Raw genomic sequence first — 19,331 nt, 5'->3', positions numbered from 1 at the left:
TTCGACAGCTAGAACAAATAGTTGCTTGCAATGAGAGCGCTCGCCGCAGTGGAATTCCATAGATTGCACTTAAAGAGCGAGTGTCCACCACGGACACCAACTTGCGGACCGTCGGGCGGCGTGACTGCGTTCGTCACCCATGAGCAAAAGTAAGTCGGTCACCGACAAGATCGCATGGTCCGGAATTGTCACGCTCTAAAACACGCCGCGAAATAACGCGCTCGCTCATGTTCCCCGCGGAAAGCTCCGAGTTACCGAACGAAAAATGCGACTTACCGACAACCAAGTGGCTCCGTATCATTGCATTACTCCGCGCAGGCCTCTAACGGGCAATAGGATTAGCTGCGCGAGGTGATTTGCATGAAGACCGCGGTGCTGAAGCGCGATCTGGCTGCTGTAGTTTTCGATCCATTGGCTGATGTTCCCGAACTCCCGAACTGGTGCGAGAGCGTGAATGCGGTGGCGCTGGCTCATGCGCAGGACCGTGACGCGGGCTGGGTTGCTCGCAAGCGCGGTGGCTATGCGGATACGTGGCGGGAGCGCCATGATCGCGGCTGCGAGATCATTGCGACTGCACTCATCAAGGATCGTACGCCGGTGTTTTGACCGGCAACATTTCCAGAGACCACGTGCTTGCTCAGGAGGCGTAATGCCGCGTCGCCCCGCCAAGGTTACCCAAGCTGACATCGCGCGCGTGATCCGCGCCGCGAAGGAAGCTGGCGCGGACGAAGTTATCATCGACGTGAGCGGCCAAATCCGAATTTCCCTCCACCCTACCCCGCTGACCTCGCGCCAGGAGTCAAATGATACCGTCGAATGGCAGTTGTCGGCCCCCGCAAAGTGTCAGCCGAATTGAACAACACTTAACGGAACTATAGATTTCGAGCATTGGGAGGAAACCAATGCTCAAACGGTCTTCGGCATTCCGCGCACCCGACGACGTGCGGATGTATCTGTCTTACGACCGCTCGCACAAGCGCTGGTACGTGCGCGTCGCTCGCAAGGGCAGGAAGATCGGCATTCGCGAAGAGTACGGCACGGTGGAATTCGACCGTGCTTATGTGACTGCGGTTGTTGAGCTTGGAGGAACGGTGCGCATGCGCCGCGTGAGCCCAGACGTTAAGCCTGATGATCCGCGCAGCTATCTGCGCGCTGATCGTTCGCGTCACGGTCAATTGCGGTCTTACGTGCAAATCCGCGACCGCCTGCCGAAGATCAGGATCAAGGCCGAACATGGCACTCCGGAGTTTGACCGGCTGGTGATGCGCGCGGTGGAGAGCCAGCTCGCTCTTTACGGCGACGGCACGCAGCAGGCCGACGCCGAGAAGCGCGCGCGCAGCCCCCGCATTGAGCTACCAGGCACCCCGGCGAAGCCCGGCACCCTGCGCTGGTACTGGACGCACTACAAGAATTCGGACAACTGGCTCGGCAATATCAAGCTCGGTAAGCGCGGGCTGTCACCCGACACGCGTCATCAGCGCACGCTGCTCATGGAGCCGCTGCTTCACGCCAATGGTGAACAGCCGTTCTCGGTGCTGACCGGCAAAGCCATCCGTGCTGAGCTGAACGCGCGCACGCCCTCCAACGGTGGCAACCTGCTGTCGGCCATTCGCGGCATGGTCAACTGGATGATAGAGGAAGACCATATCGAGCCATGCGATGACCCCACTGTCGGCATCAAATCTGGCAAGGCGCGCGCCAGCCGTGAGACTGGCGGCTTCGTCCCATGGACCGAACGCGATATGGAGCGCTTTACCGACCGCTGGGAAGTCGGCACGGAGGCGCGGCTGATGTTCGAGCAGCTTCGCTGCACGCACCTGCGGCGCGGCGACGTGCATCGGCTCGGCCCTCAGCACGTCCGCGAGGGTATGCTGCGCATTGCGACCGAGAAGAGCGGCGAAGAGACACTAGTGGTTCATCACAGTGATTTTGACGTTTTGATACCGAGCCATTCGAGGATCGGCAAGCTTTCCGGTGGCACGAGGATTTCGATGCTTCTGGGGACGCCGGGTTGACGTCGGATGAAGCCGTTTCGTTCGAGGGTGACGATCATCTGATGGACCGAAGGCGGGCTGACGCGGAAGTGGCGCTGGATGTCGGCTTCGGCGGGGGGACGTCCGAACATATGGGCGTAGGTATGGATGAAGGCCAGGTAATAACCCTGCTTCTCGGTGAAGCGCGCGCCTGATTTTTGACTCATCGTTGGATTCGTCCCGGCCTCCGACAAGGAGGCAAAGCATGAATGTACGTTATCGGGTCGAATTGAGCCAAGCCGAGCGCGACGAACTGACGGCGATGCTCGGCGGCGGCAAGCACGCCGCCCGCAAGCTTAAGCGGGCGCAGATTTTGCTGGCGGCCGATGGAGGCTGCCGCGACGAGGAGATTGCCCGGACCGTGAGTGTCAGCCTCTCCACCGTCGGCCGGACCAGGCGCCGCTTCGTGGAAGGCAATATGGAGCGGGCCCTGAGCGAGGAGCCGCGTCCGGGCGCTGAGCGCAAGCTGACCGGCAAGGAGGAAGCCCTGCTGGTGGCGACCGCATGCGCCAAGCCGCCCGCTGGCTGCAAACGCTGGACGCTGACGCTGCTGGCCGACACGATGGTCAAGCTCACCGATCACAACAGCCTGTCGGGCGAGACCGTGCGTCGCCGGCTGGCCGAGAACGACCTCAAGCCGTGGCGCAGGGACATGTGGTGCATTCCCCATGTCGACGGCGAATACGTTGCCCGCATGGAGGACGTGCTCGACCTCTACGCCGAGACGCAGAATCCCGCCCGGCCGCTGGTCTGCTTCGACGAGACCCCCATCCAGCTGATCGGCGAGGTGCGCCAGCCGGTCCCGGCCCAACCGGGACAGCGCGAGCGCTACGATTACGAGTATCGCCGCAACGGCACCGCCAATCTCTTCGTCACCTTCGATCCACATCGGGGCTGGCGCAACGTCAAGGTCACCGACCGCCGCGCCGCCGTGGACTACGCCCACTGCATGCGTGATCTCGTCGACGTCCATTATCCCGACGCCGCCTGCATCCGTGTCGTGCAGGACAATTTGTCGATCCACAAGCCTGGGGCGCTGTATGAGGCCTTCGCGCCCGCCGAGGCCCGGCGCATCCTGCGCCGCCTCGAATTCCACTTCACCCCGAAGCACGCCAGTTGGCTCAATATGGTCGAGTGCGAGATCAGCGTGCTACAGCGTCAGTGTCTCGGCCGCCGCATCGACGATCCCAAAAGGCTCCGAAACGAGATCGCAGCATGGCAAAAGAGGCGGAATAAAACCCGAGCCCGCATCAAATGGATGTTCACAACAGAAAAAGCCCGCACCAAACTCGGCCGCGCCTATCCAGCCACCGCCAAAGAGTCATAATCACTGTGATGAACCACTAGTCGAGATGCCCGTGCACCCCGATATGATCGACGCCATCAACGCCACCGTGATCGGCGAGGACGTGTTCACCGGCAAGCGCATCGGCGGCAAGATCGCGCCGATGAGCAAGGAGGCGTGGGCGGCCAAGTTCAAAAAGTACGCCATCATGGCAGGCGTCAATGAAGCGAAGAAGAACTGCCACGGCGTTCGCAAGGCGCGCGCCGAAGATGCTGCTTATGCCGGGATGACCGAGAGCCAGATGATGGCATGCTTCGGTTGGACCGACCCAAAAATGGCTGCCCACTACATCGCGCAGGCAAACCGCGCTCTGCTCGGTCAGAGCGGCATGGCGAAGATGTTCGAACGTGACCGAAGCACGAACAAAGGCAACCGCCCCGCCCTGAACGAACGAGTAACAGTTCTGAGCAACAAATGGAAAAACGCCTGATAAATCAGTGTGTAATGTGGGTGTGGTGCGCTCGGAGGGACTCGAACCCCCACGATTTTACTCACTGCCACCTCAAGGCAGCGCGTCTACCAGTTCCGCCACGAGCGCTTTGGGGATGCCGGCCTGAGGCTTGAGGGCCGGCCGGATCAACGGCGCCGATCTAACAAATCCATCAGAGGGGTACAAGCCTGCAAGAGCCCAGAATTCCACAAGCTTGGCAGGAAAGTTCCGGCCCTCCCCGCAGGATCGGCCTTTACCGCATGCCCGGGGCCGCTACCGCGTGCCCGGCGTGCGTGGCAGCATCTGCTTGACCTCGACCGCGATCCGGTTGCGGTCGACCAGCACGACGCCGGAGGCGACCGGCAGGTTGTTGGCCAAAACCTTGACCTCGTCGGCCTCGGTTGCATCCAGCTCGATGATGGCGCCGCGGGAAAGACGTAATACCTGATGGATCGGCATGGTGGTCGTCCCGAGGACGACCATGAGATCCACGGTGACTTTATCGAGAGTGGGCACTGTCGGGACCGCCGCAACTTGAGACTGGCATTTGCGCCTGCAATCATCACCACGTTATGGTTAGCCAATGGTTAATTCGCCTCAACCCCCCCGCCAAGATCAGCGTCAAGACCTCGATTTGACGTCGTTTTCCGCCTCTGCGGGCCCCCCCGTGGAATGGCGGATCTCGGACGCGCCGGTGCCCTATCCGGAGGCCGTGGCCGCCATGGAGGCGCGGGTTGCCGCGATCGCGGCCGGCGAGGCCCCCGAGCTGGTCTGGCTGCTCGAACACCCCCCGCTCTACACCTCCGGCACCTCGGGCAAGGATTCGGACCTGCTCGATCCCCGATTCCCGACCTTCGCCACCGGGCGCGGCGGGCAGCTCACCTATCACGGGCCCGGCCAGCGGGTGGCCTACATCATGCTCGACCTCAAGCGCCGCCGGCCTGATGTCCGGGCCTATGTCGCGAGCCTGGAGGAGCTGATCCTGAAGACGCTCGCCGCCTTCAACGTCCGCGGCGAACGGCGCGAGGACCGGGTCGGCGTCTGGGTGAAACGGCCCGACAAGGGGTCGGAACACGAGGACAAGATCGCCGCGATCGGCGTGCGGCTGAAGCGCTGGGTCTCGTTCCACGGCATCGCCATCAATGTCGAGCCGGAGCTGTCGCATTTCGCAGGGATCGTGCCCTGCGGCGTCGCCGATCCCCGCTACGGCGTCACCTCGCTGGTCGATCTCGGCCAGCTCGTGACGATGGCCGATGTCGATGTTGCGCTTCGGCAGGCGTTCGAAGAGCTGTTCGGACCGACCCGCGCGCTGGTGCCGGAAGCGGCCGCCTGACATTTTCCTGTTCGAGCCTGACCGCGCGAGTTCTCCGCTCGTAATGGAATCGGCTATGCTTGTTTCAGGTGCCGCCCACGCCTCCCCCCTCCGCCGGGAAAGCAGACCTCATGCCGGGCGAGTTGATCATCGGCCGACTGTTCGAGCGCCAGGCATAAGGAGGGGTTGCGATCCATGCTCGCAATGGGAGGTTTTGACGATGAGACTCTCTGCACCCATCTATCATCTGAAGCGCAAGGCGAAGCGCCTGTCCCACGAGGAAGGCATTCCGCTCCACGACGCGCTTGACCGCATCGCCACAGCGGAAGGGTTTCCCGCCTGGAGCATGCTTGCGGCAAAAGCTGCCGCGATGACGCCGGCCAATCGGCTGTTCCCGCAATTCCGGCCGGGTGACCTGGTGCTGCTGGGCGCGCGCCCCGGCCAGGGCAAGACGCTGATGAGCCTCGAACTTGCCGTCGAGGCGATGAAATCGGGCCATCGCGCCGCGTTCTTCTCGCTCGAATACACCGAGAAAGATGTGTTGGACCGCCTTCGGGCGATCGGCGTCGACCCCGCGCAATTCGCTGACATGTTCGAGGTCGATTGCTCGGACGCGATCAGCGCCGATTACGTTGTCAAGCAGATGGCCGCAGCACCCCGCGGCACGGTCGTGGTGATCGACTATCTGCAACTGCTCGACCAGCGGCGGGAAAACCCCGACGTGACCGTTCAGGTGCGCGCACTAAAATCGTTCGCGCGCGACAAGGGGCTGATCGTCGTCTTCATCTCGCAGATCGACCGGTCCTATGATCCCTCAGTCAAGCCGTGCCCCGACCTCGACGATGTCCGCCTGCCGAACCCGCTGGATCTGAAGCTGTTCGACAAGACGTGCTTCCTCAACAACGCCGAAGTGCAGTTCCGCGCGGCGAGCTGATGGCTTCGGGCCGCGGGTGAGATGGTTCACCCGCGGCCTGCAACGTCATGCCGCCTTCAGGGCAACCTCGAGCTTGCCGGCGATGTAGCGGCGCTCCTGGGTCAGGCCGCCAAAACCGTAGGCGTCGCCCTTGACCTCGTCGACATGCAGGTAGGTCTCGGGGTGCAGCGGGCCCAGGATCTCGGCCATGCGCTTGAACATCGCGGCGAGATAGGCGGCCTTCTCGTCCTTGGTGTTGGTGCCTTCGGTGACGTGGATGTCGATCCAGTAGCTTGCGAGCTTCTGCTCGGCGAGCGACCTGCCGCCGGCGAACCAGTCGCCGGCATCGACGGACTTCACGATGATGGCGGTCACCTTGGGATCCTTGTGCAGGATCTTTGCGGTGAGTTCGGACACGGCGCTGGCGATGTCGGCCTTCAGCGAGGGTGACTGGCGCGAGGTGGTGTAGGACACGGTGATCAGGGGCATGGTCGCTCTCCTCAAGATGCCGCACTGGCGTTGCGCGGTGGTGATGAAAAGCTAGACCTCCCCTCGTCATTTTGGTATCTTATCTCTGTTGATACCAGTGATAACCAACCATAATGACAGCCACACTCGACATCGCCACCATCAAGGCCTTCCTGCTGGTCGCCGATCTCCAGAGCTTTACCCGCGCCGCCGAAGCGCTCGGCACCACCCAGGCCGCCGTCAGCCTCAAGCTACAGCGGCTGGAGACGTTGCTGGGAAAACGCCTCGTCGAGCGCTCGCCGCGCGCGGTCCGGCTCACCGCCGACGGCGCCGCATTCCTCGATCGCGCCCGTGCGCTGATGGAAGCGCATGACCGCGCGCTGTCCGGCGATACATCGACTGCACAATCCCTCTCGCTCGGCATCTCCGACCATGCCGCGGGCCCCGAACTGGTGCCACTGCTCGAACGGCTGCACGCGATGTCCGCGAACCTCACGCTCGCCGTCACCATCGGCTTCTCGCGCGAGATGCAGGACGCCTATGACGCGGGCGAGCTGGATGCGGTGATCGTCCGCCAGGAAGGCAGCCGCCGCGGCGGCGAGAAGCTCGCCGAGGACGAGTTTTGCTGGTTCGCGTCACGACGCTTCACGCTGCCGAAGGGTGAGCCGCTGCCGCTCGCGACGCTCGCCCCGCCCTGCGGCGTTCGCGCCATTGCGGTCCGCGCGCTCGACAGGGCCGGCCTCGCCTGGCGCGAACGTTTTGTCGGAGGCGGCGTCACGGCAGTGGTCGCTGCCGTGCTTGCCGGACTTGCCATCGCGCCGCTGGCGCGGCGGATCGCGCCTCCCGGGCTGATCGACATCGGGCCCGCGCACAAGCTGCCGAAACTCGGCAGCTCGAAGGTGATGCTGCATTCGAAGGTCAGCGATCCCGCGAAGCTGGCGGCGCTGCGGGCGGTGGCAGCGACGTTCAAGAGCGTTGCCGCCTGACGTCCATCACCTCACAAAATCGCCTCGAACGCGCTGCGCAGCGTCTCGTGCCGGAACACAAAACCGCGGCTCAGCGCCTTGTTCGGCAGCACGCGCTGGCCACCGAGCAGAAGCTCGTCGGCAAAGCCGCCGCCGATCCGGCGCAGCAGGCCGCCGGGGATGCGGAACACGGCGGGCCGATGCAGGCGGCGGCCGAGCTCCTCGGTGAACTTTGCGTTGGTGACCGGGATCGGCGCGGTGGCGTTGACGGGCCCAGTGAGATCGGGCGTCGCGATCACATAGGCGATCAGCCGGATCAGATCGTCGCGCTCGATCCAGGACATCCACTGCCGCCCGGTGCCGAGCGGCCCGCCAAGGCCGAACTCGAACGGCGTCAGCATGCGCGTGATGAAGCCTCCTTCCGTGCCGAGCACGAGGCCGATGCGCAGATAGACCACGCGCACGCCAAGCTCCTCCGCCGGCCGCGCCGCCTGCTCCCACGCCGCGCACAGTTCGTGGCTGAAGCAGGCATGCGACTTCGCCGACTCCGTCAGCACCTGGTCGGCCCACAGGCCGTACCAGCCGATCGCGGAGCCGCTGACGAGCACGTCGGGCTTGCGCTCGAGTCGCGCGATCAGTTTGACGACGTCGGCGGTCACGTCGATGCGAGACTTCAGTATCTCCGCGCGTTTCGCCTCGGTCCAAAGGCCGTTGCCGATCGGCTCGCCGGCGAGATTGACGATGGCGTCGATACGCATGTCCGAGGCGAGCTGATCGAGGCTGGTGATCAGCGTCACCGGCGGCGGCAGCAGCTCGGCCTTCGCCGGGTTGCGAATGAGCGCGATGACGTGATGCCCTGCCCCGCTGAGGCTCGCGGCGAGGCGGCTTCCGATGAAGCCGGTGGCACCTGTGATCAGCACGGTCTTGCGCCCGGGGAGCTTTTCGACGAGCCCGTACGCCGGCACGCTCGTCATGCGGCCGAGCCGGCGCACCGCCGCAAAATCCCTGATCCCGCAGAGCGCTGCGCCGACCGCACAGGCGGTCGCTGCGATGCTGAGCAGACCTTGATACACGACGGTCACGCCGAACGGCCGCATCGCCCAGTCGATCAGGACCGGCAGCAGCAGGACGAGGATGGCACCGTAGTTGATCGCAAGCAGCGTGTGATTGATCCGCTCACTCGGCGGCAATTTCCGGCTCAGATCCTCCTCGACGAAATCCATCAGCGTGATGACGATCTCGGCGACCAGCACCGCGACGATCAAGAGCGCCAGCAGGCCATGAACCTCTAACCAGCCGAGCACGAGGAACAACAGCGCATAGAGCATGTTGCGGACGCCGTGCAGTTGCAGCTCGAAACGCTGCGACGGACGCCAGGCCAGGCGCTCGGTGAATTCGTGATGATAGAAGGTGTCGAACACGCCCATCGCGATCTGGACGGCGATGAGGATCCACAACAGCGGCGTCATGATACGGCCTCCCTGAAGGTGGCGGACTGGTGGATCAGCGCGCCGTAACGCGGGTGAGTGACATCGAGGGTGAAGCGGAAGGCGCCCTCGCCGAGATCGCTATGCGTCACCGTGAGGTCGCCCGGCGTGAGCCATCGCGGCAACGGGATCCACAGGCGTCCGAGCTGGAGCCCGTAAGCGGCGCTGCGGAAGGTCAGCACCTGGTCCTCGACCGCGATGCGCAGCGCCATCGAGACGCCGAAGCCGACATATTCCTCGAGCCCGGTCGGGCCGGCGAAGCGCTTTGCGGAATGGATCACCTGCGGAAAGCCGCGCTTGCGCGCGCAGATGCGCGTCCAGGTCTGGCCGCCGCTTGCGCCGTCCTCGGTGACGGTGACGATCATCGGCACGCCGGTGTCGCGGCCGGTCGGCAATGGCCCGCCGATCAGGCGTGCGAGTTGCGCCAGCCACCAGCCGATGTCGCTGAAGGCGACCTCGTCGACGATGCCGACATAAACGACGCTGTCGCCGTCAGCGACGCGTTTCGAGAAGCGCCGCCAGGTCGCGAGCGGAAGGCGCCCCCAGTCCTCGTCCGACAGCAGCGCACGGAAGCGACGGTCGTCGAGCAGCTTGGTGTGAGTGGGAAGAGATGCGCTGGAGCCTGATAATCGAGCCGACGTCATCGCACCCTCCCTGGCGCTATTTGACCTTGCCCAGCGGCAGCAGGTTGGCGATCTTCTCGCCAAGCCGCATCAGGGCGACCAGCCGCGGCCGCGGAACCTTCAGCATCTGCATGAACCAGTGGTCGGCGAGCTCGGTGAAGGCGAGCATCTCCTTCAGCCGTTTGCTTGCGACCGGATTGATGGTCGGATCGTCGGCGGCATCGGACACGCAGGCCCGGAGCGCTACGATCGCTGGATCGAGCTCCCGCTCCTTGCGCCGCGCCGCGATCCGGGCCGCAACCTCCCAGATGTCGGTCTCGGCTTCGAAATGATCGCGGCGGTCGCCGAGGATCGGCACCCGCCGGATCAGGCTCCAGGCCAGCAGCTCCTTGATCGAGTTGGAGACGTTGGAGCGCGCCATGCCGAGCGTGTCGGCGATGTCCTCGGCGGTCATCGGCGCTTCCGCCAGATAGAGCAGCCCGTGGATCTGGCTGACCGAGCGGTTGACGCCCCATTCGTCGCCCATGTCGCCCCAATGCAGGATGAAGCGCTCGACGGCGGCAGGGAGTTTCTTCTTTCCGGTTGCTTCTGTCATAACAGAAATATCTGACAGATGAGATTGACTGTCAAGTGCTCCCCGGCGGCCTGTCCCCCTGCATACCGTCCGCTGCATTTGCCTAAAAACTTCCCAGAGGCCAGGAACCAAACGACTTATTCAGCGTTTGCACGGGTCGAGGCAGGGTGTCCGAAATGGTTAGAAAGTCCAATCAGCAGAGAGACTTGTTCGAGAGCGAACGCAGTTTCCGGCTGTTGGTCGAAGGGGTTGCCGACTACGCCCTGTACATGCTCGATCCCAAGGGGATCATCACGAGCTGGAATATCGGTGGCGAGCGCATCAAGGGCTATTCGCCCCAGGAGATCGTCGGCCAGCATTTTTCGCGTTTCTACACCGAGACCGACCGGGCCAACGGCAAGCCCGCCCGCGCCCTCGGCATCGCCCGCGACAAGGGCCGCTACGAGGAGGAAGGCTGGCGCGTCCGCAAGGACGGTACCTTCTTCTGGGCGAGCGTCGTGATCGACCCGATCTACGAGGACGGCGAGCTCATCGGCTTCGCGAAGATCACGCGCGACATCACCGAGCGACGCAACACGGAGCTCAAGCTCGAGGCGATGCAGAAGCAGCTTGCCGAATCCCAGAAGTTCGACGCGCTCGGCCAGCTCACCGGCGGCGTCGCCCACGATTTCAATAATCTCCTGATGATCATCAGCGGCAGCCTTCACACCCTGAAGCGGGGCGCCGACGACGGTGCCAAGCTCCAGCGCGCGATCTCGGCGATCGAGACTGCGACCCGGCGCGGCGCCGCGCTGACCAACCAGCTCCTCACCTTCGCGCGGCGACAGAGCGTCAACCCGCAGGCGATCGATCTTGCCGAGCGCATCGGGGCGATCCGCGAGGTGCTCGAGGCCGGCGTCGGCAGCGCCGTGCGCCTCGCCTTCGACATCGCCCGCGAGGTCTGGCCGATCAGAACCGACGTCTCGGAGTTCGAGACCGCGCTGCTCAATCTCGTCATCAATGCCCGCGATGCGATGCCCGACGGCGGCACGGTGACGATCCGCGCCCGCAACGTCGTGCTGGACGAAGCTCCGCTCGCCGGCGAGTTCGTGGCGATCGACGTCGCCGACACCGGACTCGGCATTCCCGCCGACGTCGTCGACAAGATTTTCGAGCCGTTCTTCACCACCAAGCCGATCGGCAAGGGCACCGGTCTCGGCCTGTCCCAGGTGCACGGCTTTGCGCACCAGGCCGACGGCACGGTGAAGGTCGCAAGCGAGCTCGGCAAGGGCACGACTTTCAGCATCCTGCTGCCGCGCGGACGGGATGTGCCGGCGCGGGAAACGGCGGAAGCGGTGCCGTTCCGCGGCGCCGGCACGGTGCTGCTGGTCGAGGACAATCCGGATGTCGCCATCGTCAGCATCGGTCTGCTGGAGCAGCTCGGCTACCGCGTTCGCCGCGTCCCCGACGCGGAATCCGCGCTGCGCGAGCTCGAGCAAAACGGCGTCGATTTCGTCTTTTCGGACATCGTGATGCCCGGCAAGATGGACGGCCTCACCCTCGCCCATCATCTGCGCCTGATCCGCCCCGGCCTGCCGATCCTGCTCGCCACCGGCTACAGCGAGGCCGCCGCCGACGTGCGCGGCGATTTCCCGATCCTGCGCAAGCCCTATGAGATCCACGAGCTGAGCGAAGCAATCGCGAAGCTGCCGAGGTGATCTTCTCCCCGCTTGCGGGGAGAGGTCGAATTCGATCGCAGATCGAATTCGGGTGAGGGGGTACAGGTCGCTCGACCACCGCTCGTGTTGAGAGAGGCCCCCTCACCCCAACCCTCTCCCCGTAAGAACGGCGCGAGGGAGCAGACCATCTGTGTGGAACGAGGTGTAACTCTCACACCGTCGGCAACACCGAGAACTTCTCCCCTGCCCTGCGCAGGTTCAGTTCGTCCGCACCGGCCGTCTCGCTGGTGACGCTGTCGACGCGCGAGGATGGCGGACCATGGCGGCATAGCGCGACCATGTCGGCGACGTGGTTCGGCGCGCCCGCGAACAACGCTTCGACGCTGCCGTCACGGCGATTGCGGACCCAGCCTTCGAGACCGCTCGCGGTGGCCTGATATTCGACCCAGGCACGATAGCCGACGCCCTGCACGCGGCCGCGGATCATGACCTGGAGGATCGCCCGGCTCATTTTTTGAATCCGAGCACATCGGCGCCGCGCGCCTTCGACTCGGCCTCGCGCATGACACGGCTGGTCAATTCCGTGGACGCCAATCCCTTGAGCGCTTTGGGCGGCGTGCCTTCGCGCAGCGCCTTCAGCGTGTCATGGACGGCCTGCGTCGCGGCCGCGATCGGCGCATGGCCCTGGAGCGCGATGCGCACGCGCTGGCCAGCGAGATAATCGGGCGCATTCAATTCTTCCGGCGCGCCGCCGAGCACGATCGGCAGATGCGTCGCGGCTGCGACCGCTTCAAGCTCGGCACGCGACTTGATGCCGGTGAAGAACAGCGCGTCCACGCCGGTCGCCTCGTAGGCCTGCGCGCGGCGGATCGTATCGTCGAGCGAGGTGATCGCGGCAGCTCCAGTGCGGCCCATGATGACCAGCGTGGGATCGCCGCGGCCGCTGAGCGCCGCCTTTATCTTGCCGACGCCCTCCTCCAGCGAGATCAGTTGCGTCTTCGCTTCACCGAAGGCGGCCGGCAGCAACGTATCCTCGATGGTGAGACCAGCCGCCCCCGCCGTCTCCAGCTCCTGCACGGTGCGGCGCACGTTGAGCGCATTGCCATAGCCGTGATCGGCATCGACCAGCACCGGCAGCGCGGACGCGCGCGACATCCGCCGCATCTGCTCGGCGAGCTCGGTGAGCGTGATCAGCGTGATATCGGGGTCGCCGAGCACGGCGAGCGAGGCCACCGAACCGCCGAACATGCCGAGCGGAAAGCCGAGATCCTCGGCGATGCGGATCGAGATGGCGTCGTAGACCGAGCCGGGATGGATGCAGGCCGGACCCGACAGGATCGATCGCAGTTTCTCGCGGCGGGAACGAAAGGCCATGGTCGCCTCACTCTCAATTCCTCATCCTGAGGAGCGCGCTCTTGCGCGCGTCTCGAAGGATGAAGGCCCGGCTGGTGGCCTCGCCCTTCGAGACGCCGCGCAAGCGCGGCTCCTCAGGGTGAGGGTCGACTGTTGTGCTCCGGAGTGCTTACGCAAACTCCAAAATCAGTGCGTCCACCGCGAGCGTCGCACCGGCGCTGGCGTGGATCTTCTTGACGGTACCGTCCTGCTCGGCGCGGAGCACGTTCTGCATCTTCATGGCTTCGACCACCGCGAGCGTCTCGCCGGCCTTGACCTCCTGCCCTTCCGTCACCGCGATCGAGACGATGAGCCCGGGCATCGGGCAGAGCAGCTTCTTGCCGGTGTCGGAGGCCGTGGTCACAGGCATCAGCCGCGCCGAGGCGGCCTCCGCCTCGGTCCAGACATAGACCGGCACCTCGACGCCCTGATGCGCGAGGCGGATGCCGTTAGCGATCGGCCGGGCCTGCACCGCGACGAAATGGCCGTCGATGGTGCCCTGCCAGACCGGATCGCCCGGCTTCCACGGCGACTGCAATAGATGCACGTGGCCGGCCTTGCCCTCGGCATCGACGAAGCGCACCGCGATCGCCTCGCTCTCGCGACCGACCTCGAGCGAAATCTCCTGGCGGTCGAGCCAGACCGCGCGGCGGCGCTCACGCTGCACGACGCGGCCACCAAGCTGACCGGAAATCTGACGCTTGCGTTCACCCAGCACGTGGTCGATGGCGGCGCCGACCGCGGCGATCCGCCGGGCGACCTCGCCTTCGGGCACGCGCACCGCAAAGCCCTTGGGGAATTCCTCGGCGATGAAGCCGGTCGAGAGCCGGCCCTCGCGCCAGCGTGGATGATGCATCAGCGCCGACAGGAACGGGATGTTGTGACGGATGCCGTCGACATAGAACGAGTCCAGCGCGGTCGCCTGTGCCTCGATCGCGGCCGCGCGCGACGGCGCGTGGGTGACGAGCTTGGCGATCATCGGATCGTAATGGATCGAGATCTCGCCGCCTTCCTGCACGCCGGTGTCGTTGCGGATGGTGATGCCGTCCTGGCTCGCTTCCGCCGGCGGACGATACTTCACCAGGCGCCCGATCGAGGGCAGGAAGTTGCGGAACGGGTCTTCGGCGTAGAGGCGGGATTCCACGGCCCACCCGGTCAGCGTGACGTCCTTCTGCGCAAGGCCGAGCTTCTCGCCTGCGGCGACGCGGATCATCTGCTCGACGAGGTCGATGCCGGTGACGAGCTCGGTGACGGGATGCTCGACCTGGAGGCGCGTGTTCATCTCCAGGAAGTAGAAGCTCTTGTCCTGGCCTGCGACGAACTCGACGGTGCCGGCGGAATCATAGTTCACGGCCTTGGCCAGCGCGACCGCCTGCTCGCCCATCTTGCGGCGGGTGGCCTCGTCGAGCAGCGGTGACGGCGCTTCCTCGATGACCTTCTGGTTGCGGCGCTGGATCGAGCATTCGCGCTCGCCGAGATAGATGACGTTGCCGTGCTTGTCGCCCAGCACCTGGATCTCGATGTGGCGGGGATCGACGATGAACTTCTCGACGAAGACGCGGTCGTCGCCGAACGAGGCCTTGGCCTCGGCCTTGGCGAGGTTGAAGCCTTCGGCGACCTCGCTCTTCGAATTCGCGATGCGCATGCCCTTGCCGCCGCCGCCGGCGGAGGCCTTGATCATCACGGGGTAGCCGATCTCGTCGGCGATGCGGACCGCGTGCTTGTCGTCCTCGATGACGCCGAGATGGCCCGGCACGGTCGAGACCTTGGCCTTGGCGGCCGCCTTCTTGGATTCGATCTTGTCGCCCATCGCGGCGATCGCGCCCGGGTTCGGGCCGATGAAGACGAGGCCGGCCGCCTCCAGCGCGCGCGGAAACGCCTCGCGCTCGGACAGGAAGCCGTAGCCGGGATGCACGGCCTGTGCGCCCGTCTTGCGGCAGGCCTCCACGATCTTCTCGATCACCAGATAGCTCTCGGCCGCAGCCGGCGGGCCGATCAGCACGGCCTCGTCGGCCATCTCGACATGGAGGGCATCGCGGTCGGCCTCGGAATAGACCGCGACCGTTTCAATTCCCATCCGGCGGGCAGTCTTGATGACCCGGCAGGCGATTTCGCCGCGATTGGCGATCAGGATGCGTTTGAACATGCTTTTCTTGAGTCTCGACCTTGGGCGGGACCCTTCCCCGACCGTTGGGGCCTCTGGGATGGGCCGTGTGACCCCCGTGGTACATTAAAATAGGCCGGAGGCAACGGTCTAAATCCGGCCCCTCTGGTGTACCAGCGCAAGACCGAAACGGGCTTGGGCAACGGGCTTGGCGCGCCCCGGGATGGGCCTACGGCTTCCCGGCCCTGGCCGCGTCCCGCAACAGGGCGTGAATGAAGTCGAGTTTGGCGACCACCGCCTGCGACAGGATGAACGGATAGAGGTCGCGCATGCCCATGGCGCGGTTGACGCTGTTCATGGCGAAGGTGAAGGGCAGCCATGCGTCGACCAGCGTCTGGACGCCACGTGCCTCGTAGGGGTTGAACCGGAGCCGCGTCGACAACTCTCCGTCACGATCGACCCGCGGCCGCACCTCCATACCGAACTCGGAGGCCATCTCCAGGGTGTCGACGATGTGGAGGTAGTGCGCCCAGGTTTCGGCGAAATCCTCCCAAGGATGCGTCGTGGCGTAGGCCGAGACATAGCTCTGCTGCCAGTCCGGTGGCGCGCCTTCGGCATAATGGCGCTGCAAGGCCTGGCCGTAATCGGCCGAATCGTCGCCGAAGACGGCGCGGCATGCGTCGAGCTTGCCACCCTCGCGGACCAGCACGTCCCAGAAATAGTGTCCGACCTCGTGACGGAAATGCCCGAGCAGCGTCCGGTAGGGCTCGCCCATCTCCAGCCTGCGCCGCTCGCGCTCGATGCCGTCGGTTTCAGTGAGCGCGATCGTGATCAGGCCGTTGTCATGGCCGGTCATGATCCTCTGTCCGCTGTTCGGATCGTCGGCGAGGAAGTTGAAGATCAGGCCGCGCTCGGGATTGTCCTGCCGGTTCTGGAGCGGCAGCTTCCAGCGGATCAGGGAATAGAACAGCCGGTGTTTCGCCACCTCCAGCTCGCGCCAGCCGGCGAGCTGAGCCGGATCGGAGAGATCGGGCACCATGCCGTTGTGACGGCAGGCGCGACAATATCCGTTGGTATCGCCCGGATCCGTCAGCCAGTTGCAGGCATCGTACTCGGCATTGCGGCACAGCATCCGTCCCCTGCCCTTATCGGCCAGCGTCGTCCAGGACACCGCCTGAGCCTCGCCGTCCGGCTCGAGCGCCGACATCGTCTCCTTCTCCGGGAGGAAGGCGACGCGGTGACCGCAGCGTCCGCAGGCGCGGTTCTCGAAATAGAGGACGTTGCCGCAGGACTGGCAGACAAAGAGCTTCAAGATTTAGCCTCTTCGAAAACGGAGTTTTATGAATGAGCGTTATGGCGCCTCGCAAAGACGCGTCCGCAGACGCATCGTTCCAATCTTCGGAACAAATAGCCAGCCCCGCCGTTAGCTGACCGGACTTTTCCGCGTTCAGGCTGGCCGCGGGCCTTTCCGACAATCTATCCCCTTTGAGCAATGGCTATCACGCTTTGTCTGTGTGAATATTGGTCCGGCACGTGCGCACACGCATCACAACGGCCGACGCCTTGAACGATCCTTTGCCAGAGACAATCGCCGCCGAAAGGCTGCGCCAGCACCTCGAAGATGTCGCGCGCGAGCGCGACAATGCCTATCGCGCGCTCCAGGAGCGCGAGGCCGAGCTCGCGCGCATCCAGCGCATCGGCAAGGTCGGCGGCCTCGAGGTCGACTTCCGCGAGGGCTTCAAGAACCGCCGCTCGCCGGAATATCTGATGATCCACGGCCTGCCCCCCGAAGCCGCCGACGAATCGCACGAGGACTGGGTCAACCGCATCCATCCCGATGATCGCGACGCCGCGGTGAAACACTTCTTCGATGTGCTGGCTGAGACCAGCGAGGATTATACCGCCGAATACCGCATCATCCGTCCGAGCGACGGCGAGACCCGCTGGATCCGCGTCGTCGCCAAGATCGAGCGTGACAGCAACGGGCGCGCCATCCGTCTCGTCGGTGCCCATATCGACATCACCGACCAGATGCTCGCTCGTGAGACGCTGCGCGAAAGCGAGGAGCGGTTTCGGCTGATCGCCGACAGCGCGCCGGTGCCGATCTGGGTCACAAAACTCGACCGCAAGCGCTCCTTCGCCAACCAGGCCTATGTCGACTTCGTCGGCCTGCCCTACGAGGAGGCCATCGATTTCGACTGGCGCAAGGTGCTGCATCCGGACGACCTGCCGCATGTGCTCCAGCAATCCGTCCAGGGTGAAGCGTCGCTAAAACCCTTCGTGCTGGAAGCGCGCTACAAGAACGCCAGCGGCGAATGGCGCTGGCTTCGCTCCGAATCCCAGCCGCGCTGGGATCCGACCGGCAAGCATATCGGCTTCATCGGCGTCGCCCACGATATCACCGCCGCCAAACAGGCCGAAATCGAGCTGCGGCGGCTCAACGAGACGCTGGAAGAGCGCATCGTCGAGCGTACCGCCGAGCTCGAATCCAACGAGGCCCGCCTGCGCGCGATCCTGGAGACCAGCAACCAGTATCAGGGGCTGGTCAACCTCGAGGGCGAATTGCTCTACGCCAACAAGACCGCGCTCGCCGGCATCCGCACCGAGGCGCGGGACGTCATCGGCCAGCCGTTCTGGGACACGCCGTGGTTCACGGAGACCCCGGGCATGAGCGACGTCGCGCGCGAGGCCTTCGAGACCGTGCTGAAGGGCGAAGCGGTGCGGATGGAGATGCGGCTGCGCCTGCCGATCGGCGAGCGCGATTTCGAGTTCGGCATGCGCCCCGTGCTCGACCGCCATGGCAACATCACGGGCGCGGTGCCGGAACTGGTCGACATCACCGAGCGCCGCCGCGGCGAAGAAGCGCTGCGGCAGTCGCAGAAGATGGAGGCGATCGGCCAGCTCACCGGCGGCGTCGCCCACGACTTCAACAACCTCCTGACCATCATCCGCTCGGCGACCGACTTCCTGCGCCGGCGCGAGCTGCCGGAGGAGCGGCGCCGCCGCTATGTCGACGCCATCTCCGACACCGTCGAGCGCGCCTCGAAGCTGACCGCGCAGCTTCTGGCCTTCGCGCGACGGCAGCCGCTGAAGCCGCAGATCTTCAATGTCGGCAGCCAGGTCGAGGGCGTGGCGCAACTGGTCCGCCCGCTGGTCGGCGGCCGCATCGAGATCAGCGTCGAGGTTCATGACACGGATTGCTTCACCGTCGCCGACGTCGCACAGTTCGAGGCCGCTTTGATCAACCTCGCCATCAACGCCCGCGACGCCATGGACGACGAAGGCCGCCTCACCATCGCGGTGCGCAAGGTGCAGGGCATCCCGAGCCTGCGCGCGCAATCGGCGCGTGGCGGCGACTATGTCGCGATCTCGGTCGCGGATACCGGCAGCGGCATCGCGCCGGAAAACATCGACGCCATCTTCGAGCCGTTCTTCACGACCAAGGAGGTCGGCAAGGGCACCGGCCTCGGCCTCAGCCAGGCGTTCGGCTTCGCCAAGCAGTCCGAAGGCGACATCGCGGTGATGAGCACGCCTGGCAAAGGCGCGACCTTCACGATCTACCTTCCGCAGGCGCAGAGCCCGGCCGCCGACGACGAAGCCGCAGCGCGGACCAGCGAGGCCGCGACCACCGGGCGCGGCTACCGCGTGCTCGTGGTCGAGGACAATGACGACGTCGGCCAGTTCTCGACCGAGCTGCTGGAGGATCTCGGCTATGTCGTCCGCCGTGTTGCCAACGCCAGTGCGGCGCTCGCGATCCTCGGCGAGAACGAATTCGCCGTCGACCTCGTCTTCTCCGACGTCATCATGCCCGGCATGAACGGAGTCGAGCTCGCCGGCATCATCCGCGAGCGCTATCCGGGCCTGCCCGTCGTGCTCACCAGCGGCTACAGCAACGTGCTCGCCGAAAACGCCCATCGCGGCTTCGAACTGATCCAGAAACCATATTCGGTGGAATCGCTGTCGCGCATCCTGCGCAAGGCGATCACCGAAAAGCTGTCGGTGGCGCGGTGAGTGTTATGGTTGCACG

The 19,331-nt window shown here is 64.9% G+C and carries 20 protein-coding genes and 1 tRNA gene; 10 read left to right on the top strand and 11 right to left on the bottom strand.

Going from position 1 to position 19,331, the window contains the following annotated elements:
* The first annotated feature begins 360 nt into the window (after positions 1-360).
* From EI171_RS21515 to EI171_RS21505, 3 genes are read left to right on the top strand one after another with little or no spacing between them, the layout of a single operon-like run.
* Positions 361-606 carry a hypothetical protein gene (locus EI171_RS21515; protein ID WP_161534618.1) on the top strand — a complete coding sequence of 82 codons (246 nt, stop codon included), beginning with the start codon at positions 361-363 and terminating at the stop codon, positions 604-606.
* A gap of 43 nt (positions 607-649) precedes the next feature.
* The gene (locus EI171_RS21510; RefSeq protein ID WP_161534617.1) at positions 650-856 is read left to right on the top strand and encodes a hypothetical protein; all 207 of its coding nucleotides are present in this window, start codon (positions 650-652) and stop codon (positions 854-856) included.
* A gap of 46 nt (positions 857-902) precedes the next feature.
* Entirely contained in the window at positions 903-2,015 is a 1,113-nt protein-coding gene (locus tag EI171_RS21505; protein WP_161534616.1) for a hypothetical protein, read from the top strand.
* On the opposite strand, the gene EI171_RS21500 is transcribed toward EI171_RS21505, so the two are convergent.
* Positions 1,919-2,125: a LexA family protein gene (locus EI171_RS21500; RefSeq protein ID WP_371740545.1), complete on the bottom strand. Its 207-nt coding sequence runs from the start codon at positions 2,123-2,125 to the stop codon at positions 1,919-1,921. The two genes, EI171_RS21505 and EI171_RS21500, sit on opposite strands and share 97 nt — an antisense overlap.
* A gap of 113 nt (positions 2,126-2,238) precedes the next feature.
* Here EI171_RS21500 and EI171_RS21495 point away from each other — a divergent pair, with 113 nt between their 5' ends.
* The gene (locus EI171_RS21495) at positions 2,239-3,360 is read left to right on the top strand and encodes an IS630 family transposase (RefSeq protein WP_161532241.1); all 1,122 of its coding nucleotides are present in this window, start codon (positions 2,239-2,241) and stop codon (positions 3,358-3,360) included.
* Between the two features lie 43 nt (positions 3,361-3,403).
* Positions 3,404-3,808 carry a hypothetical protein gene (locus EI171_RS21490; RefSeq protein WP_161534615.1) on the top strand — a complete coding sequence of 135 codons (405 nt, stop codon included), beginning with the start codon at positions 3,404-3,406 and terminating at the stop codon, positions 3,806-3,808.
* Positions 3,809-3,831: 23 nt separating this feature from the next.
* On the opposite strand, the gene EI171_RS21485 is transcribed toward EI171_RS21490, so the two are convergent.
* Together EI171_RS21485 and EI171_RS21480 are read right to left on the bottom strand one after the other, a co-directional pair.
* Positions 3,832-3,916: transfer RNA gene (locus tag EI171_RS21485), tRNA-Leu, on the bottom strand.
* Positions 3,917-4,081: 165 nt separating this feature from the next.
* The gene (locus tag EI171_RS21480; RefSeq protein WP_011088012.1) at positions 4,082-4,324 is read right to left on the bottom strand and encodes a FliM/FliN family flagellar motor switch protein; all 243 of its coding nucleotides are present in this window, start codon (positions 4,322-4,324) and stop codon (positions 4,082-4,084) included.
* A 67-nt stretch (positions 4,325-4,391) separates the two neighbouring features.
* On the opposite strand from EI171_RS21480, the gene lipB reads away from it, so the two are divergent.
* Both lipB and EI171_RS21470 read left to right on the top strand, forming a co-directional pair.
* A complete protein-coding gene (gene lipB / locus EI171_RS21475; RefSeq protein ID WP_161534614.1) occupies positions 4,392-5,141 on the top strand; it encodes a lipoyl(octanoyl) transferase LipB in 750 nt (249 codons plus the stop codon).
* 199 nt (positions 5,142-5,340) lie between these two features.
* Positions 5,341-6,054 carry a DNA helicase gene (locus tag EI171_RS21470; protein WP_161534613.1) on the top strand — a complete coding sequence of 238 codons (714 nt, stop codon included), beginning with the start codon at positions 5,341-5,343 and terminating at the stop codon, positions 6,052-6,054.
* Between the two features lie 45 nt (positions 6,055-6,099).
* Here the strand turns inward: EI171_RS21470 and EI171_RS21465 are convergent, their stop codons facing one another.
* Complete coding sequence (locus tag EI171_RS21465) at positions 6,100-6,522, bottom strand: 4-oxalocrotonate tautomerase family protein (RefSeq protein ID WP_161534612.1); 423 nt, start codon at positions 6,520-6,522, stop codon at positions 6,100-6,102.
* 113 nt (positions 6,523-6,635) lie between these two features.
* Here EI171_RS21465 and EI171_RS21460 point away from each other — a divergent pair, with 113 nt between their 5' ends.
* Entirely contained in the window at positions 6,636-7,487 is an 852-nt protein-coding gene (locus EI171_RS21460) for a LysR substrate-binding domain-containing protein (RefSeq protein WP_161534611.1), read from the top strand.
* A gap of 11 nt (positions 7,488-7,498) precedes the next feature.
* Here the strand turns inward: EI171_RS21460 and EI171_RS21455 are convergent, their stop codons facing one another.
* Genes EI171_RS21455 through EI171_RS21445 form a run of 3 tightly spaced genes read right to left on the bottom strand, consistent with a single transcriptional unit; the run spans position 7,499 to position 10,171 of the window.
* Positions 7,499-8,935, bottom strand: a complete 1,437-nt coding sequence (locus tag EI171_RS21455; protein WP_161534610.1) for a TIGR01777 family oxidoreductase — start codon at positions 8,933-8,935, stop codon at positions 7,499-7,501.
* Entirely contained in the window at positions 8,932-9,597 is a 666-nt protein-coding gene (locus tag EI171_RS21450) for a DUF4166 domain-containing protein (protein ID WP_161534609.1), read from the bottom strand. The genes EI171_RS21455 and EI171_RS21450 overlap by 4 nt, the downstream gene beginning before the upstream one ends.
* Positions 9,598-9,613: 16 nt before the next feature.
* On the bottom strand, positions 9,614-10,171 hold the full coding sequence (locus EI171_RS21445) for a GbsR/MarR family transcriptional regulator (protein WP_161534608.1): 558 nt from the start codon (positions 10,169-10,171) through the stop codon (positions 9,614-9,616).
* Positions 10,172-10,326: 155 nt separating this feature from the next.
* Between EI171_RS21445 and EI171_RS21440 the strand changes: the two genes are divergently transcribed.
* Positions 10,327-11,847 (top strand): PAS domain-containing sensor histidine kinase, encoded by a 1,521-nt coding sequence (locus EI171_RS21440; protein ID WP_028171469.1) that lies wholly within the window; start codon positions 10,327-10,329, stop codon positions 11,845-11,847.
* 172 nt (positions 11,848-12,019) lie between these two features.
* On the opposite strand, the gene EI171_RS21435 is transcribed toward EI171_RS21440, so the two are convergent.
* The 4 genes from EI171_RS21435 to EI171_RS21420 all read right to left on the bottom strand — a co-directional run bounded on the left by EI171_RS21435 (position 12,020) and on the right by EI171_RS21420 (position 16,616).
* Positions 12,020-12,319 (bottom strand): acylphosphatase, encoded by a 300-nt coding sequence (locus EI171_RS21435; RefSeq protein WP_011088021.1) that lies wholly within the window; start codon positions 12,317-12,319, stop codon positions 12,020-12,022.
* Positions 12,316-13,182 carry an oxaloacetate decarboxylase gene (locus tag EI171_RS21430; protein ID WP_161534607.1) on the bottom strand — a complete coding sequence of 289 codons (867 nt, stop codon included), beginning with the start codon at positions 13,180-13,182 and terminating at the stop codon, positions 12,316-12,318. Before EI171_RS21430 ends, EI171_RS21435 begins: the two co-directional genes overlap by 4 nt.
* Before the next feature lie 148 nt (positions 13,183-13,330).
* A complete protein-coding gene (locus EI171_RS21425; protein ID WP_161534606.1) occupies positions 13,331-15,346 on the bottom strand; it encodes an acetyl/propionyl/methylcrotonyl-CoA carboxylase subunit alpha in 2,016 nt (671 codons plus the stop codon).
* 187 nt (positions 15,347-15,533) lie between these two features.
* Positions 15,534-16,616: a putative zinc-binding metallopeptidase gene (locus tag EI171_RS21420; protein ID WP_110116311.1), complete on the bottom strand. Its 1,083-nt coding sequence runs from the start codon at positions 16,614-16,616 to the stop codon at positions 15,534-15,536.
* A 221-nt stretch (positions 16,617-16,837) separates the two neighbouring features.
* Here EI171_RS21420 and EI171_RS21415 point away from each other — a divergent pair, with 221 nt between their 5' ends.
* Positions 16,838-19,315, top strand: a complete 2,478-nt coding sequence (locus EI171_RS21415; protein ID WP_028171466.1) for a PAS domain-containing sensor histidine kinase — start codon at positions 16,838-16,840, stop codon at positions 19,313-19,315.
* The last annotated feature ends 16 nt before the right edge of the window (positions 19,316-19,331 follow it).

Origin of the sequence: Bradyrhizobium sp. LCT2 (assembly GCF_009931255.1) — a bacterium.
Lineage (GTDB): Bacteria > Pseudomonadota > Alphaproteobacteria > Rhizobiales > Xanthobacteraceae > Bradyrhizobium > Bradyrhizobium diazoefficiens.
This window is presented reverse-complemented; position numbering and strand designations above follow the sequence as displayed.

Coding starts and splice junctions, on each gene's coding strand:
- EI171_RS21490 (WP_161534615.1), top strand. CDS start 3,404: ATGATCGACGCCATCAACGCCACCGTGATCGGCGAGGACGTGTTCACC.
- EI171_RS21440 (WP_028171469.1), top strand. CDS start 10,327: ATGGTTAGAAAGTCCAATCAGCAGAGAGACTTGTTCGAGAGCGAACGC.
- EI171_RS21495 (WP_161532241.1), top strand. CDS start 2,239: ATGAATGTACGTTATCGGGTCGAATTGAGCCAAGCCGAGCGCGACGAA.
- EI171_RS21435 (WP_011088021.1), bottom strand. CDS start 12,319: ATGAGCCGGGCGATCCTCCAGGTCATGATCCGCGGCCGCGTGCAGGGC.
- EI171_RS21455 (WP_161534610.1), bottom strand. CDS start 8,935: ATGACGCCGCTGTTGTGGATCCTCATCGCCGTCCAGATCGCGATGGGC.
- EI171_RS21445 (WP_161534608.1), bottom strand. CDS start 10,171: ATGACAGAAGCAACCGGAAAGAAGAAACTCCCTGCCGCCGTCGAGCGC.
- EI171_RS21460 (WP_161534611.1), top strand. CDS start 6,636: ATGACAGCCACACTCGACATCGCCACCATCAAGGCCTTCCTGCTGGTC.
- EI171_RS21510 (WP_161534617.1), top strand. CDS start 650: ATGCCGCGTCGCCCCGCCAAGGTTACCCAAGCTGACATCGCGCGCGTG.
- EI171_RS21470 (WP_161534613.1), top strand. CDS start 5,341: ATGAGACTCTCTGCACCCATCTATCATCTGAAGCGCAAGGCGAAGCGC.
- EI171_RS21465 (WP_161534612.1), bottom strand. CDS start 6,522: ATGCCCCTGATCACCGTGTCCTACACCACCTCGCGCCAGTCACCCTCG.
- EI171_RS21430 (WP_161534607.1), bottom strand. CDS start 13,182: ATGGCCTTTCGTTCCCGCCGCGAGAAACTGCGATCGATCCTGTCGGGT.
- EI171_RS21450 (WP_161534609.1), bottom strand. CDS start 9,597: ATGACGTCGGCTCGATTATCAGGCTCCAGCGCATCTCTTCCCACTCAC.
- EI171_RS21505 (WP_161534616.1), top strand. CDS start 903: ATGCTCAAACGGTCTTCGGCATTCCGCGCACCCGACGACGTGCGGATG.
- lipB (WP_161534614.1), top strand. CDS start 4,392: ATGGTTAATTCGCCTCAACCCCCCCGCCAAGATCAGCGTCAAGACCTC.
- EI171_RS21500 (WP_371740545.1), bottom strand. CDS start 2,125: ATGTTCGGACGTCCCCCCGCCGAAGCCGACATCCAGCGCCACTTCCGC.
- EI171_RS21515 (WP_161534618.1), top strand. CDS start 361: ATGAAGACCGCGGTGCTGAAGCGCGATCTGGCTGCTGTAGTTTTCGAT.
- EI171_RS21425 (WP_161534606.1), bottom strand. CDS start 15,346: ATGTTCAAACGCATCCTGATCGCCAATCGCGGCGAAATCGCCTGCCGG.